This is a genomic window from Micromonospora sp. 067-2 (assembly GCF_046549295.1).
Lineage (GTDB): Bacteria > Actinomycetota > Actinomycetes > Mycobacteriales > Micromonosporaceae > Micromonospora.
Genome location: NZ_JAJPWB010000014.1, coordinates 123,263 through 139,664, shown reverse-complemented (window position 1 = coordinate 139,664; position 16,402 = coordinate 123,263). Strand labels below are relative to the sequence as shown.

Sequence of the window (16,402 nt, the reverse complement as noted above, 5' to 3'; positions counted from 1 at the left end):
CGGATATGAGACGGTTTGTCCATGACGGAGTCGCCGGTCAGGCAGATGCGGCGATGGGCGCGGTCGACCCGGAGGCACATATGAGGGCGTTGGTCAAGACGGGGGTCGTCGTGGTCGGGGGGTGGGCCGTGCGCAGGTTCCTGCTTCCGTCGGGCCGTCAACGGGGCTGGCAGCGGACCCCGCTGATGCGGCGCGAACCGCGGTGGCACGTGGTGACGGTGAACCCTCTCCACGACGAGCTGGCCCCGGACTCGCCACTTCCCGAGCCACTGGCCGGTCTCGGTGACGCCGTGGAGGTGCAGATCCGCCGCGCCGCGGCTGACCGCGGCATCGAGCTGGCGGTACGGCTGCGCGACGGTGCCCAGTCGCCGGTGACAGCGGGAGCCAGGCGACTCGCGGGTCGCGATCCCCACCAGGCGATCCGCGCCGCGCTGCGCGAGACGAAGCAGCTCCTGGAAACCGGCGAGGTGTTGCACCCTGACTCTCCATCCACCACCCGGACGACGGCGGTCAACAAACCGCTGCAGATGGCGACGCGGCAAGGTCGGCGGGAGGGGCGACTGTGAAGGCACTGGTGTGGCAAGGCGTCAACGAACTGTCGGTGAACGAGGTTCCGGACCCGACGATGCGCAACGAGCAGGACGCCATCATCCGGGTGCGCAAGACGACGACGTGCGGCTCCGACCTGCACCTGCTGGGTGGGTACATCCCATTCATGCAGCGGGGCGACGTGCTGGGGCACGAGTTCCTGGGCGAGGTGGTCGAGGTCGGCCCGCAGGTGCGGAAGCACAAGGTGGGCGACCGGGTGGTGGTCTGCTCGTTCATCTCCTGCGGCCGCTGCTGGTACTGCCAGCAAAAGCACTACTCCCTGTGCGACAACGGCAACACCAACCCCGCGATCACCGAGAACCTCTGGGGTTTCGCACCCGGCGGCTGCTACGGCTACTCCCACGCACTCGGCGGCTTCGCGGGCAGCCACGCCGAGTACATCCGCGTTCCCTACGCCGACCAGGGGGCCTTCACCGTCCCCGACGAGGTGAGCGACGAGCGTGCTCTCTTCGCCTCCGATGCCGCCCCTACCGGCTGGATGGGCGCGGACCTCGGTGGGGTCAAGGCCGGCGACGTTGTCGCGGTGTGGGGCGCGGGCGGGGTGGGCCAGATGGCCGCACGCGGCGGTCCTGCTCGGCGCGGCGCGGGTGATCATCATTGACAGCTACGCCAATCGGCTGCAGATGGCGGAGAAGTACCTGGGCGTGGAGACGCTCAGCTACCAGACCCAGGACGTCGGCGGTGAACTGATCGAACGCAGCGGCGGGCGCGGGCCCGACGTGTGCATCGAGGCGGTGGGGATGGAATCCCACAGCACCGGGCTGCAGTATCTGTACGACCAGGTCAAGCAGCAGCTGCGCCTGGAATCGGACCGCCCGATCGCCGCCCGGGAGGCCATCTACCACTGCCGCAAGGGCGGCAGCGTGTTCCTGCTCGGCGTCTTCGCCGGCCTTATCGACAAGTTCCCGCTCGGGGCGGTCATGAACAAGGGCCTCACCCTGCGCGGCGCCCAACAGCACGGACACCGCTACATTCCGATGCTGCTCGAACGGATGGCACGCGGCGAACTGGTCACCGAACACCTCGCGACACACACCATGGCACTGAACGAGGCGCCACAGGGATACAACATGTTCAAGAACAAGCTCGACGGCTGCGTACGCGCCGTCTTCGAACCCAACCGATGATCGGCGCGCGGGGTCGTGACGCTGGTTGCTGGCGCTGTCACGGTCCGGTGCCCCGATCACGGTGATTTCGTAGAGCACGCTCCGGGCTGGCAGCACCTCAGCGTTTGCCGCTCAGGGCTTCGGGAAAAAGGCGGCGCGCCGACAGTCAGGAGCAGCGGATGAACGGCCCCCGAGCCCATGAACCCGTCGGCGACCTCGAACTCGTGCACACCTTCGCCGGACCTGTGCCCACCGGGGTAACCGTCTCGCACACCGGCCGGATCTTCGTGAACTTCCCCACGTGGGGCGACGACGTGCCCGCCACGGTGGTCGAGCTGCGCGACGGCCGCGAGGTGCCCTTCCCGGACCATGCCTGGAACCAGCCCGCCAGGGACGACGACGCCAACACGTTCGTCTCGGTGCAGAGCATCGTAGTGGACCCGGCCGACCGGCTCTGGGTCGTCAACACCGGCAGCCCGATCGCCGCTTCATCCACAACGTGAATTCAGTACCCTGCCCGGGGGCCCCGGTGCGATGACCGCAGACATCGGTTGTCGGCGGCGGGGCCACACGTGTCGGCCCGTTCACGGCCGGAGGCGTTCCGGCAGGTCACGCCACGGTGCGTTTTGAACAGCGCCGGTGGTCGGGCTCGGCCGCCCGCTTCGACGCGGCGAAGGCACCTCGCTCCGCAACCGAAGATGTTGACCAGAGTCTTGTTGGTTGCTGCTTCGGGTAGTCACCCGTATGAGTGCTGCCCAGGAGCGCCCGCTCGGTCCGCCCTCCGACGTTGACGCCGTCGCCAGCCGCGTCCGGCAGGTGGCAGAGCGGGTTCGCCAGCGTGGTCGTCGGGAGTGGCGGGTGCGGCTGCGCCTGACGAACGTCATCCTGGTGATCGCGGTGCAGGCGGCGCTGGCTGCGGCGTTGTCGTGGTTCATCGGGCACGACGTGTTGGGCATCCCTGCGCCGGTGTTCGCTCCGTCCGCGGCGGTCGGAACGATCGTTGCCGCGATCGGTCAGCGGGTCCGACGAACCGCCCAGACGCTGATCGGCGTGGTAATTGGAATCCTCATCGGGGACGCTCTGCTCTATACCGTCGGTCCGGGACCGGTGCAGATCGGTTTGGCGGTGGGGATCGCGATCGCGATCGCGCTGATCCTTTCCGGTGGCAGCGGCGCGATCGTGGCCCACGCGGGTGCTTCGGCTGTCGTGATCGCGACCCTGTCGCCGGTGAGTCCCAATCTTGAGTGGCCCAGGATCCTGGATGCCTTCATCGGTGGGGCGGTGGGGCTGGTGGTGGTCACGCTTCTTTTCCCGGTCAACCCGATGCGCATTCTCAACCGGGCGGCCATACCGATCGTTCAGCTGACCAGCGCGGAACTACGCACCATCGCGACTGCGTTGAACGAGCGTGACGCTGAGCAGGCGACCGCGTCGCTGCAGCGCCTGCAGAACTCGGGACCCGACCTCGCGCGATTGTCGCAGGCGCTCGACGGAGCGAAGGAGGTGGTGAGTCTGGCTCCGGCGAGATGGCTCCGGCGAGATGACGTGGAACAGTTCGCCCACTTCGCTGAGCATGGCCAACGGCTGATCGACGACGCACAGGATCTGGCGCGTACCTCGGCGACCGCCTTGCAGTACGACGAGACCGTTCCGCGTGAGCTGACCGAGACACTCAGGCAACTCGCCGACGCCAACGAGCAGCTTCGAGCCGAACGCGTCTCGGGACGTGATCCACGGCGGGCGCGAGCAACAGCCCAGGCGGCCATGCGCAGCGCCCGGAAGGCTGGCGACGTCGCTACCGGCCGGTTCAGCCAGACCCTGGTCACCCAGACACGCGTCGCGGCGAGTGACCTGCTGCGCGCCAGTGGTCTCGAACCAGAGACGGCCAACCGGCTGACACGAGAACGTTACGACGAGAACACCTGAATTGCGGGGGTGACGCCGCTGGCGGCACAGTTGGTTGAGGGTCCAGGACTGACCTTCGCACCTGGTGCAGGTGCACCGCAGGTACGTGATCGACGAACCGGTCGCCCCGCTGGCCGTGCCGGGGCTGTGATCGCGGCCGTGACGACGCGCTGAGCAGCGCTGACCGGGGGACGCCGCGCTTGTCCTGGTCCTGCTCTCATTCTGAGACGCGTGCCCCGCAGCTCGAGAGGCGGTAACCGTTGCGCGGACTGGTGCCGCGCGGCCCTTCGTCGTCTCCCGTGGCCTGTCCCGGAGACCGCTTACGGGAAGGACCAGCGCTCCCTGCACGACACCCACGGGCTGCCACGCGATCTGAGGAACCGACTGCTGGTTGGTCCAGGATCGAGCGCCCGGTGACCGGACCTCCTCACCTCCTCTCGTCGTCCTCGTCGCCCGGATGCCGCCATTGCGGCGGGGCCTGCTCGCTCCGTTGGGAGTCCAGCGGGTTCTCGTCGGCTTCCCTGGTCCGCTCGAAGCTCGGGCGGCGGGTCTCGCCCGGATCGGGTACCTCGACGGGACGGGCGCCGGACTGCGGATCTGGTTGGTATGTGGTCGCGCCGTCGGTGCCGGGGGCGCCCTCGGCGCCGGGTGACTCTGGCATATGCCGTTCGCGATGCAGTTGGTCGCGGAGTGTCTGCGGCGGCTTGGCGGCGCGTTGTGGCAGGTCACGGCCGAGGTCGGCGACCAGTGTGCCGTACTTGGCGTCGAAGGCCGGGCGTTCGGAGCGGATCCGGGGTATGCGGTCGAAGTTGCGCAGCGGCGGCGGGCAGGTTGTTGCCCATTCCAGGGAGTTGCCGTACCCCCAGGGGTCGTCGACGGTGACGGCGGCGCCGAAACGCCAGGATTTCCAGATGTTGTAGATGAAGAACAGGGTGGACGCCCCGAGCACGAACGATCCGATGGTGGAGATGGTATGCAGGGTGGTGAACCCATCTTGCGGTAGGTAGTCGGCGTAGCGGCGGGGCATCCCGCGATTACCCAGCCAGTGGTGGACCAGGAACGTGGTGTGGAAACCGACGAACATGGTCCAGAAATGGACCTTGCCGATTCGTTCGTCGAGCACACTGCCCGGCTGGGGAGGCAGCGGCGCGATCAACGCCCAAGCCTTTTCGATCAGTTCACCACGGCGCACCACCGACACATCGTCAACGATCAGCCATTGCAAGACGCTTCTATGTAAGTGGTGATCGGTTCGGCTGGTTGCCGCTAGGTTCGTCGTCGATGATCGCTTGGGTGGCTCATTGCCGATCCGGCCGCTCGGAGTGCGGGTGTGCCTTGTGCAAGACCTGTCCCCAGTTGGTCGTCGGCGCCGGCCCGGCCCACCTTACTGGCCTGATCAGAAGCCTGCCCGTGCGAGTGCACGTGGCCCATCACAGATGTGCCGCTGAGGTGACTGCATCCCGAGCCGACGCCGACTGTCCTGGTCGTCACTGGCAAAGGAGCAGGTGTGTGGTTCGCCAAGTCCCACCCGGAGGCCCCAGTTCTGGACGCCACCAGGCGACCTCCTCCTCTAGTTTGTCCTGGTCCCGAATGAGCACCGCTTCTGTGTAAGAGCGGCCGGAGGCCTTACAGCTCGGGGGCGCGGTGGAAGTTGCCGGTCAGGGCGGGGTGCTGGCAGATTTGGCGGGTTGGGTGAAGGTGGTGCCGTCGCGGACGAGCGCGAAGAGAACGTCAACTCGTCGTCGGGCGAGGGCGATCATGGCTTGGCGGTGCTGTTTGCCTTCGGCGCGTTTTTTGTCGTAGTAGGCGCGGGATGTAGGGCACAGTCTGATGGCCGTGAACGAGGCCATCCAAAGGATGTGGCGCAGTTTCCGGTGATATTGGCGGGGCCCGCGGTGGTTCCCGGATATCTTGCCCGAGTCGCGGCTGGCGGGTGCCAGGCCGGCATGGGCGGCGAGTGTCGCCGCGCTGCGGTATTCGGTCATGCCAGCTGTGTGGACGAGGAGTTCGGCGGTGAGCAGAGTGCCCATGCCGGGCAGGCTGCTCACGATCGGGGCGAGAGGGTGTTGGTCGAGGTGTTCGGCGATGAGGTCGTCGACGCCTGAGATGCGTTGCTCGAGGGCGAGGATCTCGGTGGCCATCTGCCCGACGACGACCGCCGCCGCGCGGTGCCCGGGTGTAGTGACGGTCTGCTGCCGGGCGGCGGCGACCATGGCGTCGGCGACGTCGGTGGCGTTGCGGACGTGGCCTCGGCGCAGTAGCGCGCTGATCCGCTCGACGCCCGCGCGCCGGATCGCCTCGGGAGCTCGCCAGCGGGCCAGGACCATCAGAGGGCCTTTGCGGTTGAGATTCACCGCTCGCTCAAGGGCGGGACTGATGCCGGTGAGCAACTCTTGGATCCGGGAGAGGGTCGCGACGCGCTGGGCGACGAGGTCGGCGCGGTAGCCGGTCAGGACGGTCAGTTCAGCGATGAGCTGGTCGGTGGGTTTCAGGATGGGAATGTCGGGGTGCATGCGGATGATCTGGGCGATGACCAGGGCATCACCGGCGTCGGTCTTGTTCTCCCCGGCGAAAGCTGCCGCCATGCGGAACGCCACGGCACCGGAGACGTAGCGGACCTGAACTTGGCGCCGCCACAACAGGGTCAACAGCAAAGCGGACAGCCCCGTGGTGATATCCACCGCCCAGCAGACCGGCTGACCGATGGCCGAGACCTCGGCTATGACGGTGAGCAGGGCGGCTTCGTCGTTGGGCACGCGCCGGGAGTAAACCAGCCGGCCGTCATCGTCGACGGCGGCCACGTGGTGGTGGGTTTTGCCGATGTCCACGCCGATCCACAGCTTCGCCACCGGTATTCCTCTCAGAAAGTTGACGAGTGCGTCATTGAAGCTGACGGATGTGGATGTTGCCCTTGTCCGGAGTTCCGGCTTGCCGCACATACTTGGCTGCGATCTACGTCGCGAGGACACGTCAGCGGTCTACCGGATCTACAGACGGACGAGGCAGCGGGTGGCATCTGCTCTGACGCCAACGTGTCCTCGATGTAGCCGTGGTCACGACGTGCTGGGTTTGATCCTTTCACCGTCCGCCGGATCATCGCGGTGTGTCGTTACGGGTGCGCGAGGCGGGGAGCGGGTGGCACATCACACGTCAGCCTCACTGTCGGCGGACCACATCGAGCCATGCCCCGCACCCCGCCGGCTTTGCGCGCACCTGCTTGTCAGGTACGCGGCTGAGCTTCTTGGAGGTACTTCTTGGTGAATTGCAGAGCGGCGATCACCTGGTCGATGGTGCTGGCGTCGAGTTCGGCGCCGCCGTCTCCGCCGAGGAGTTGCAGGTAGGCGAAGGGCTGCGCGCGGTCGGTGAGGCTGTTGATGCTGATGTCGATGCTGCCGGGACTGCCGGAGGTGGTGAAGGGAGCGCTGGTGATGGGGCCGCTGTGCAGAAGGTGGTTGCCCAGTTGGCGGTACTCAGTAATCTCAGTCTTATTGTGTCCGCGGCACCACGGGAGACGGTGAGGGCAGGGGAAAGCCGATTCGCCACCAACGGTCACGCCTTCGATGGGCGTCCACGGCCACAGGGTTTCGGCGGAGAGCCCTGCGGTCTGGACGAGCTGTCGCAGGTGCGCGGCGAGGGTACGGGCCTCAGCCGGGGTGAGCCGCAACTCGGCCTGCTCGGACTTGATCACGTGCACACGCGCTGTGGTGGAGCGGTAGTGTTGGGCGACAGTGACCTCAAATTGCTCCGGGCGCCCCTCGGCGGCCGTCTCGAGCAGCAGATCGATCAGGACTGCACGGGCGGCGGACGGCAGGTCGCCGAAATGCGTGCGGTCCTCGTAGGCGTCCTCGGGTAAATGACCACCCGAACACCAGGCCGGACAGGCGATGTCCTGCCAAAACGGACCATCCAAGGCGCGCTCGCTTGGCAACGGGGCTTCTACGAGCTCAGCGGCGCGCACGAGCAGGTCAGCGAGCCGTTCTGCCTCCGCCGGCGCGCATCTCACCCAATCGTCGGTGGCAGTGGGATCGCGGTACAGGGTCAGCGCGGGTTGAATCTCGTCAAGGCGTTGCGTCAATCGGATGACCAGAGCCGCGGATGCCCACCGGTGCGGGCGCGGCCAGTGATCGCCACGGTCAACAACGTCAGGCAGCGCCAGACGCATCACGACGGGATCACTGTGGTGGCGTCGGTCAGCGCGCCGGTCGTTATCGAAATGACCATGCACACACCAGACCGGGTCGGCGACGCCTGGATGAGCAGTCGTTGCCGCAGCGTTCGCCGTGCCGGCGTCCTCCGGGTACGACGGGCACTGCTCGGCCTCGTCGCTCGCGAAGGGCCGGGGTCGAGATGGACTCGACCCCGCGGAGGCAGCTGGGATGGTCGTCTGGGAGACATTCGGGTGCGGGGCCATTGGGGCAGTGGGCTCCTTCCACGGGCACGAGTTCTCGCATCACGCGCGGGGATCAAGTGTCCCGACAGTCACAGCACAGAGAACGGACAGTGTGTGTGGCCTACTCACATTCGCCCGGGACGGGCCCTCAGCGCTGAGCCCGACCACGGCTGGCCTTGCGGGGTGCCCGCAGGGGTGGCGTAGCGGCTTCCCCGCCCTGAGACTGGCCAATCCGGGCCGGCCGGGTGGAAGCAGGAACATTCTGTGGCCTCACAACCTCAACGCTCGACGGTCGCGGTGACAGAGCCGAGGCAGGTGAGGCCCAGGGCCTCGGCCGAACGACTTAAGCGCGTTCACCACGCCGACCTTCATCAGCCTGGCAGGCATGTCGGTGGGACCACGCTCGTGCCGTACGCGCACGAACCTCGCGCATCGGCTCACGCCGCGCGCACGCCCGAGCGGGCTTACCACCAACGCGCGAACGGCCCGCGGCGTCCCGCTGGTCGAGTGGATCGGTGGCGGTGTCGTCATCGGTCAACGCCGAGCGGCCGACCGCGGCCGGTACGGGAGCACGGCCGGTTGCTGAGGCGGATCCACGAGGCCGTCACCGGGCCAGAACGACCCCTGCGCCGTAAACCCGCGGACGTGGTCGGCTAGCTGGTTCAGCTCCCGTTGCTGCTCCGCGGGGCCAACCAGGCGCGGCGGCGCGCCGGCCGAAGAGATGGTGAGCTGCGTCTGCGGTCCGTGCAGCCGGGGTGCCGGACGGGAAACTCGACCAGGCATCGGTACATCAGACCGCCAGTGGGCTGCGAGACGGCGGGGTGCAGCAGCGTCCGGGCGTGCACGACCGTGGCGTTATCGGCACCGGGTGCCTCGGTGACGGGTACGGCTCGTGCAGGGCAAGGAAGTACACGTCCAGGGTGGCCATGTCGCCGGCTTCTTCGTCGATAGATGCGGGCCGCCGCACGGCCCGATCGCGGCATCGTCAGGTCGACAGCCGTGCGGGCGCGATCGGTGGGAGGTCGCGGATCCGCTCGTGCAGTTGGTCGACGCGACGGTAATGCTGTCCTCGGTTTCATCTGAGGTTCTTCCATGCTGTTCCCGCCGGGGCACCTGAACACAGCTATTCGGCCCTCTGGTAATAAGACCGTCGCTGGCCGTCCTATTCGGGGCGGATGATGCGGTGCCACCGTAACTTCGCGAGCGCGCCGCTATGTCTGAGCAGGTTGGCACGGAACGACTCCTGGCCCGAGAGACCCGGGGAACATCCAGGTCGCTACAAGTTGCGCCAGGCTTGGACCGTCATGTTGACGGGCTCCAAGAAGGCGTCGTTGACGATTTCGACGAGAACCGTCTTGCCGGGCGCGCTCGCCGCCTTGGGGGTCTCGATGCAAAAGGTGAGACCCGCGGCCACCTTGCGGCTTAGGTCTCTAAAGGTTGAGGAGCGCACTGCATCCTTGCAGGTGTCGCGGGTGCGGGGCAACGCGGCGTCGACGTAGCCACCGATCACGCCGGGGGACAGAGCGAACCGCCTGTCGATGCACTGGTAGGTGATGTCGGCGCCGTTGGTAGGTAACACTCGTGGTTCGTCAAGATCGATCGGGACGGTGCCGCAGCTGCCGAGGGTCAGTCGTTGCTGTGCGTAGGCCACTGCCGCGTCTGGTGGAACCGAGCTTGCCGACGGGGCCTTCGCTGCGTCGTTCGGCTGGCCTGCGCCCGGAGCTGTGGGGGCCGAGACGGTCGCGTCGGACGGCGCGGGGATCGCATTCGGCGTGCTTGGTGCGCGTGGAAACAGCCAGGCAACGAGCGCGACTATCAGCGCCGCCACAGTTAACACGACATTGACCGCTCGAGCCGGGCCCCCTCGGGCTTCGGCAGTTGCAGTAGGGATATCCGGCTTCGACGTGGGTGAAGCGTTCCTAGCCAAGGGTCCTCAGCACTAGATCGGGATGAGGTTGCCTACAGTAGCGGGAAGTCGCACGAGCGAACGTTCCAGCATGGATCGCCGCCGGTGCGTCGTACTGTCCTGCAGTCACGCGCCTCTTGTGCCGGAGGGGCCGACTTCGAGCCTTGCCAGGGAGACGAGTTGTTGTCCTGGCGGGCGGCGGCGTGCACGGTCAAACTCGGACTCGTGTCAAGCTCGGAGTTGTGGTGTCGTCGCGGCTAGTGTCGACCTCGAGGTGGGCGTCACACCGCGGCAGCAGCAGCCCGCGCCACCACCTGACGCTGGCCTGCGGGATCGCGCCCAGGCCCAAGCTCCCGCCCAACATGACACTCAGCACGGTGTCAACCGGACATCTGAGTCCAAAAGATCGACGGCCGCTGGATCCTGACCCAGCTGTACCTCATCGACGCACGCCTGGAGGACATGCAGGCCAGCCCGGACGTAATACTGCAACGCACGCGGATTGCGGCAGATGAGTAACCAGCTGTTTCGTTCGCGAGAAGGAGCTCGGTCAATGGAATTGTGGTCGCTCGGCGCCTTTTGCCTTGGCGCGAAGCCGCTAGCCTCGGCGACGCCGCGACGCCGCGACGCCAGGTGTGCGGCTGTGGTCTGGCATCTTGAAAAGCCGATCGTGAATCCCCCGTCGGAGAGCCGTCCCGGGGTGCACCGCCGGCCGGCTCTTCAGCAGCAGTTCGCTGTCTGAACGCATCGCGAACGCGCCGACCTCAGACATCGATCTGGTGGCCCGCAGGCCAATCGGCATCCGCCAGGGGTCAGGGTGATCGAGACAGCGCGGTCACCGTCCCACCCCTTCGCCGTCACCGGCGGTGCGGTGGCCTGGTCGCGCGTCGCCTCCAGTGCCTTGAGTGCTTCCTAGGTAAGCGTCAACGGATCGCGTGGACTACCGAACGCCTGGGCCTGCGCAGACCACGCTCGGATCGTCTGAGCAGCCACCTCCCGGAAGAGACGCAGCACCAAGGAGCCGAACTCCTCGGCGGCAACATGCCGCTGCCAACCCGTCCACACCTCGATTCGTGCAGGAAGACCATCCGGGTCAACCACAGCGGATCGGATCCACGTCCCTCGCTGGGCCGAGGCTGGGACTGCATCGCGGCCTGAATCTTCAGTGCGTGCCCCTGGATCTGCTGCAGACGGGCAAGGATCTCCTCGCTCACCACAACCACCCTAACCGCGACGGCTGAACATGATTTGACCAGCGCACGAGCAGCCAGCCGATCACCGCCGCCGCAACAGCGCAGTGCGCGAGAAGCACCGCCAAGACAAATCCCTAACCGACGCGCGGTGCGCGCTGCCGCATTAGCCACGCCTGGGGCGGGTGGGTCTCTTCGCTCTATTGAGCACGGCATCGCGACGCCTCGCCGACGATCAGGCCTTCATCGAGTCCAGCGGCGAGAGCTGTACGACGATCCTGGAGCCTGGCAGGCACTGGTAGCGGGCCTTGACGGGTGCTTTGGTTCGGGCTGCGACGCGCATCTCATCAATGTTGATCAGGACCACGTGTGGTGCCTGAATGGCGACCGGGCCGAGTTCCATCCGGTGCGTGCCGCATGTGACGGAGTATCCGGCGCCCAGCATGCGTAGCTCGCCGGGCTGGTCTTTGTGCTGGCCTAGCAGGAAGGCGTCAATCGCTTCGGGCTTTATGGTGATGGTGAGCACGTCATCGGTGAGCGTGATCGCCTGGCCCTCGAGCAGCCGTGCGGCCAGCAGCAGGTCGGCGCGCTCCGCTGCGGTGATTTCGTCGGGGACAGGGAACCGTTGTCCGGTGTGGGCCTGGATCCGGTCAAGCGCGGCGATTAGCTCGCCGTCGTAGCGAAACGCCAGCAGGATCTGACCCGTCTGCTCGGCGTCGTTGTCGACGGGCGTGCCTAGAGAACGGTCGTTGAGGCGGACCTCAAGCCGGTCGGTGGGCTCGGCGTCGCGGAACAGGCGCAGGGCGGCAAGGAGCCGGTAGGGGTAGCGCCCCGCCATGCCTTCGCTGGTGAGGTCAGTAGTAATAGATCCGCCGTGGTCCGGGTGTTCTGCCTGCAAGCGGGCGGTGAACAGGCCGGAGTCGTCGCACAGGACCATCCGGGCGCCGCGTTGGCCGGAGGTGACCGGGTTCGCATGCAGTGGGAGACGATCGCGGACCGCGCCGTCGGCGGTGACTAGAGTCAGCTGGAAGGTGGTGGCCGGGTCGAGCTGTGTGCCCACGGCAGCGATTAGGACGTGATCGTCTGGCCCCGTTAGCCCCAGCACCTCCGCAATCGAGGGAGTGTCGTTGTCGGTGGGCGGGATAAGATAGCGGGCGTCGATGACGACCGCTCCGCCGTAGTCGCGGACCTCGGTGAGGCCGCGTTCTACGGCGGCGGTCGCGGCGTCCCCAGCGGACAGGTCGAAAAGCGGCGGTAGTCCAGGCGCGGCCTGGACGGCGATCTTGGGGGTGTAGAGCAGGGCGACCCCGTCCGTGGTGGTAGCGATGTCCTGTCGCCAGGTTTCGGAGAAGGCTTGGACCCGTTCGGTGAGCATCCGGACCCGAGCGAGGACCTCGGCCGGCGAGCGCAGGGCCTGATCCGCCGCCACCGCTTGCGCCGAGCGCTGGTTGGCGGCAGCAAAGGCCAGCACCCGATGAATCACTCGGTCCCGCTTTTTAGCGGCCCGTGCGAGCTTGCCAGTCACCAGGGTGCCGGCGAACCTGTTGTTGCTCTTCTCGCGGTTGCACGGACCACAGATCGGCGCCAGATTGGCCGGTGCGTGCACGTCGAAGTCGGCGGCCAGGTCATGCTGGCCGATCAACTCCATCAGATGGGCGGCGGTAACCGTGTGTGGCAGGATGTGGTCGATCTCGACGGTGGCGAACAACATCGGCGTCTCGCACCAATAGCACCGTGACTGCCATTCCTCGAACAGGACGTGCCGCAAAAGTCCGTTGTCGCCGCCCGGCCGGTACCGGACGTCATCCACAATGCTGTAGATGGCCACTACTGCCTCCCCAGGTTTGTCCGACGGCTACCGGCTCTCTTCGGCGGGCTGAACGTCCCATGCGATAATGGCCTGATGGCGCGCGTAGAGTGGTCGGCGCTCAGTGGCGACGAGGTCGAGACCGTCCTGTCGAATCTGATGTACAACAGGGACGAACGTACGTTACGCATCCGACCGTCCCAGGGTGACTTCGGCATCGACCTCATCGTGCCTGCCAACACTGACGCCACGCGATGGGACGTCTATCAGGTCAAGAAGTTCGCTCAGAACCTCGACTCGAGCCAGAAGCGCCAGATTGAGAAGTCGTTCGAACGGATCTTGGTGGCGCTGATACGCCGCGGGGTACCCGTCAATGACTGGTATTTGGTAACTCCGCTGGACCCCACGCTAGACAACCTCCTCGACTGGTTCAACGACGTTCCTGAGAAGGCACTTGAGGCCCTGGCCAGAGACACCACACTCGAGCTCACAGAGGTAGAACTCCAGCAGGTGAGGGCGTGGCTTGAGACACCGGGACGCGAGATCGCGTGGAAGGGCCTGAACTTTTGCGAGAACCTTGTCGCCGACTACGGCCATGTCATCGACTACTACCTCCACGGCGGGGAAGCGCGTCTACGCGCCGCCGTTGCTGACCTCAGCAAGCTGCTCGGTACCGACATGACGCTACGGGGCCCGGAGAGGGCCATCGTTGCGGCAGTTGGAGAGGGATCGGCCGCCTTGTTGGAGCCCGGCGAGGTCCGTGAGCATCTAGTACGGCTCGACAGAGTGCTCGATACCGACCCGCACTTCCGCTACGGCTACAGCCTTGATCTACACCGTCCCGAGGTGGGGCCCGAGCCCTGGCTCGTAGCGGCAACGCAAGAAAGCATCGCGAATGGCCGCTGGCTGACCTTCAAAATTTACGCACGCTCGGCGCAATCAGTCGATGAGCGACCCATCCCGCTCGAACTCACGTTCAGCTTCGAGAACATTTCGCCTTCGCCTGATCGGGAAGCCTTCGAGCTTTGGCGGAAGTATGGCAAGCCGGTCGAGGTCAAGGCCTCCTTCAAGGCAGACTTTCCAGGTGGCCTACTCAGCGAAGGCGCAATCGGGCGCGTGCGGCTGTCGCCGGCTGAGGGCGAGGAAGCTAAGTTCCGCAACAGGCTTCGCATCGTCGACCCCGGCGGTGTTGCCCTAGCAGAACTCGGCTTTGCGATGTCATCGACAAGCGGCCTTGACCGGACGGGCTCCTGGGCTCATGGCACGGACGACTCTGGCATCCTCGACACGGAATCCTTGATCGATGCCGCTGCCATGAACGGGACTATGTCCTGGACGATTCGATCGCTCGTTGGGCACCAAGCAAGTAGGGCCCTAGCTGCGGTGACTTTCGCTAGTCACCTCGCCAGCCCCAATGTCCTGCAGGTCGCCGGCGAGTATGGTCCTTTTGCCGACCTCACGCCTATCGGGTCGGGCGATCCGCTCGTGGACCCTGCGCTCGCGCGCTTCGTACATGCGCTAGCCCTCATTCAAACCGCCACCTCCACACCTATCGTGATCCCCGATGTCACGTCGCTGACTACCGAAGAAATCAACGCGATCGGCCGGGCCGCTACTCTCATCGGCGGTCATACCCTGGTCGGCGCTTGGAAGCCCTTCACGATAGAGAACACCTTAGGTGCCGAGATTGCGCCGGGTGGCCACTACCAATTCGCCGTCCTCGAGCCCCTCATCGTTCCGGTCAACGGCGAGCAACTTACACTGGGTTGCATCGCGAAGCAGACACTTTCGGGCACCGTCGACTCGGTAACTGACGACGTGATTCGAGTCAAGCCGCATCTCAACGACACCGTCCACTTCAACTTCGTTACCGACCAGCCCAGCATGCCGGCTGGAAGCCAGCTCGTCCGTTTTCGACCAGCAGGCGAAGTCGACAGATTTGCGTGATGTCAGTCCGGACCGAGACCTTGCCCCTGCTTAAGGCCGCACCTGGCTTGCTCTCGGGATCAGCCGCCGTGTCAGGGCCGGGGCGTCGGACAGCTCTGACTGCCGATGGCCACCCAGCGGATGGCCGTCCTCGCTAATCCAGCGCCTCCACCTGCTCCAGCAAGAGACGCCGTCGCGTGGAGGTGACCGCCGCATCATCCCACTACGGGTTCGGGCAGGCAGACCACATCCACGTGTCCCTAGACGAGGCCATCGACTACGGCAGTCTCGTCGCCCGCCCCGCCCGGCGTGGCCGCCGAACTCGTCGCACGTCTCATCGCCGACCACCGAGCCGCCACCGGCCTACGCTGACCACCTACCGACCTCGGTTCCCTACCGTCAGGCCTGGACCGTCAGGCCTAAGAGCCTCAATGCGACTTCTTGATGATCTTGATGGGCGGGGTGCAGCGGCCGACACGGTTGACGCCCTACTGCGCACACAGGGCGACCCGGCGGCAGTACCTGACTGGCCCAGATGCTGGTGAGCAGGGCCGGGTGGACGAATTCGTCACGACGGAACTGTCTTTCGTGGCTGGCCGAAGCGGATGCGGGGCAGCGCTCAGAATAGAACCGCACCCTCGCTCAGCACTTCAGATACGTCGAACTCGTCCCGGCGTAGATGCTCGTTTTCTTTGTCGTCTTACTCGGAAGCCCGGAAGCGGTCCCGCACGGCACCAAGTGTCTCGCCTGTGTCCTCCACCCGCCAGAACGTCCAGCCGTTCTCCGAGTTCGACTCCGCCGCTTCCATCGCCGCCTTAGACGGCGCGATGTACTCACCCGTGGCGATCCGGATTTTGCCGCTTGCGAGCAGCGTGGCGCGATGCTGCCTTCCCCGGCGCCGGCCGACAAGGGCTGAGTCAGGCAGTAGAAGGCCGGCCCGCACGAGGTCGGACAGGCTGACATCGATGCGTTTCCGGCTCTTCCGGGCCGGTTCCGGTGTACTGGATACCGTTTCCGGCGCCGAAATCAGCAGGCCGAGTGCCTTTGGAGCCCAGACCCGCTCGGCGATCGCCTGGTAGAGCAGGCCACGTTCCTCAATGAGCGCCTCGATTGGCTCGCCGTCTTGGTAGTGGCGGAACACACGCGGTGACCCGCCCGGCCAGCGGCCGCAGCACGGCCAATCTCTGCCGCCCGTGTTGTCCGGAACGTGACAGCCGCTCACTCTTCCCTCTCGGACGTAGCGCGAGATAACGGATACCCAAAGCAGCTGTTATCGCCTCCGCTGCTACTGGAGGAGCCTCCGCCTTGAGTGACGCCCAGCGTTTCGATCAGTGCCAGGGCCGCCGATTCGGGCGGACACCCGACATAGCCGCGATGATCCTCTCGCGGCCAAGCTCACCGCGTTGACAACGGAGGCGACCAGCATGCTCGCCGCCAACATCAGGAGGGTTTCTCAGCCGGCGACATAGCTCGCCGTGATGGAACTGAGTCCACCAGGTCTCGTTGCCGCCCAGCGACCGTGCGCCTCGAACGATGAAGAATTTCTCCGCGGAGGCCGTGCGG

At 66.1% G+C, this 16,402-nt stretch carries 9 protein-coding genes and 2 pseudogenes; 5 read left to right on the top strand and 6 right to left on the bottom strand.

Features of this window, described 5'->3' with window-relative positions:
* Positions 1 to 212 precede the first annotated feature (212 nt).
* From ACLJN9_RS29385 to ACLJN9_RS29370, 4 genes and pseudogenes are all read left to right on the top strand, one after another.
* Positions 213 to 566, top strand: coding sequence for a hypothetical protein (locus ACLJN9_RS29385; protein WP_410814921.1), 354 nt, complete (start codon positions 213 to 215; stop codon positions 564 to 566).
* A pseudogene (locus ACLJN9_RS29380) lies at positions 563 to 1,736 on the top strand (zinc-dependent alcohol dehydrogenase). The gene ACLJN9_RS29385 and the pseudogene ACLJN9_RS29380 overlap by 4 nt, the downstream one beginning before the upstream one ends.
* 158 nt (positions 1,737 to 1,894) lie before the next feature.
* Positions 1,895 to 2,218 (top strand): hypothetical protein, encoded by a 324-nt coding sequence (locus ACLJN9_RS29375; protein WP_410814920.1) that lies wholly within the window; start codon positions 1,895 to 1,897, stop codon positions 2,216 to 2,218.
* 355 nt (positions 2,219 to 2,573) lie between these two features.
* Positions 2,574 to 3,641 carry an FUSC family protein gene (locus tag ACLJN9_RS29370; RefSeq protein ID WP_410814918.1) on the top strand — a complete coding sequence of 356 codons (1,068 nt, stop codon included), beginning with the start codon at positions 2,574 to 2,576 and terminating at the stop codon, positions 3,639 to 3,641.
* Positions 3,642 to 4,047: 406 nt separating this feature from the next.
* Here the strand turns inward: ACLJN9_RS29370 and ACLJN9_RS29365 are convergent.
* From ACLJN9_RS29365 to ACLJN9_RS29345, 5 genes and pseudogenes are all read right to left on the bottom strand, one after another.
* A pseudogene (locus ACLJN9_RS29365) lies at positions 4,048 to 4,749 on the bottom strand (cbb3-type cytochrome c oxidase subunit I); the annotation flags it as partial.
* Positions 4,750 to 5,278: 529 nt separating this feature from the next.
* Positions 5,279 to 6,469 (bottom strand): IS110 family transposase, encoded by a 1,191-nt coding sequence (locus tag ACLJN9_RS29360; protein ID WP_410814917.1) that lies wholly within the window; start codon positions 6,467 to 6,469, stop codon positions 5,279 to 5,281.
* Between the two features lie 371 nt (positions 6,470 to 6,840).
* Entirely contained in the window at positions 6,841 to 7,782 is a 942-nt protein-coding gene (locus tag ACLJN9_RS29355; protein WP_410814992.1) for a DUF6907 domain-containing protein, read from the bottom strand.
* 1,504 nt (positions 7,783 to 9,286) lie between these two features.
* Positions 9,287 to 9,838: a hypothetical protein gene (locus tag ACLJN9_RS29350; protein WP_410814915.1), complete on the bottom strand. Its 552-nt coding sequence runs from the start codon at positions 9,836 to 9,838 to the stop codon at positions 9,287 to 9,289.
* A gap of 1,503 nt (positions 9,839 to 11,341) precedes the next feature.
* Positions 11,342 to 12,934 (bottom strand): HNH endonuclease, encoded by a 1,593-nt coding sequence (locus ACLJN9_RS29345; protein ID WP_410814913.1) that lies wholly within the window; start codon positions 12,932 to 12,934, stop codon positions 11,342 to 11,344.
* Between the two features lie 75 nt (positions 12,935 to 13,009).
* On the opposite strand from ACLJN9_RS29345, the gene ACLJN9_RS29340 reads away from it, so the two are divergent.
* On the top strand, positions 13,010 to 14,860 hold the full coding sequence (locus ACLJN9_RS29340) for a hypothetical protein (protein ID WP_410814912.1): 1,851 nt from the start codon (positions 13,010 to 13,012) through the stop codon (positions 14,858 to 14,860).
* A gap of 679 nt (positions 14,861 to 15,539) precedes the next feature.
* On the opposite strand, the gene ACLJN9_RS29335 is transcribed toward ACLJN9_RS29340, so the two are convergent.
* Complete coding sequence (locus tag ACLJN9_RS29335; protein ID WP_410814910.1) at positions 15,540 to 15,980, bottom strand: hypothetical protein; 441 nt, start codon at positions 15,978 to 15,980, stop codon at positions 15,540 to 15,542.
* Between the last annotated feature and the right edge of the window lie 422 nt (positions 15,981 to 16,402).

What these genes read in the sequence shown, in the direction of transcription:
- ACLJN9_RS29340 (WP_410814912.1), top strand. Translation starts at nt 13,010, where the DNA reads ATGGCGCGCGTAGAGTGGTCGGCGCTCAGTGGCGACGAGGTCGAGACC.
- ACLJN9_RS29355 (WP_410814992.1), bottom strand. Translation starts at nt 7,782, where the DNA reads ATGCGTCTGGCGCTGCCTGACGTTGTTGACCGTGGCGATCACTGGCCG.
- ACLJN9_RS29375 (WP_410814920.1), top strand. Translation starts at nt 1,895, where the DNA reads ATGAACGGCCCCCGAGCCCATGAACCCGTCGGCGACCTCGAACTCGTG.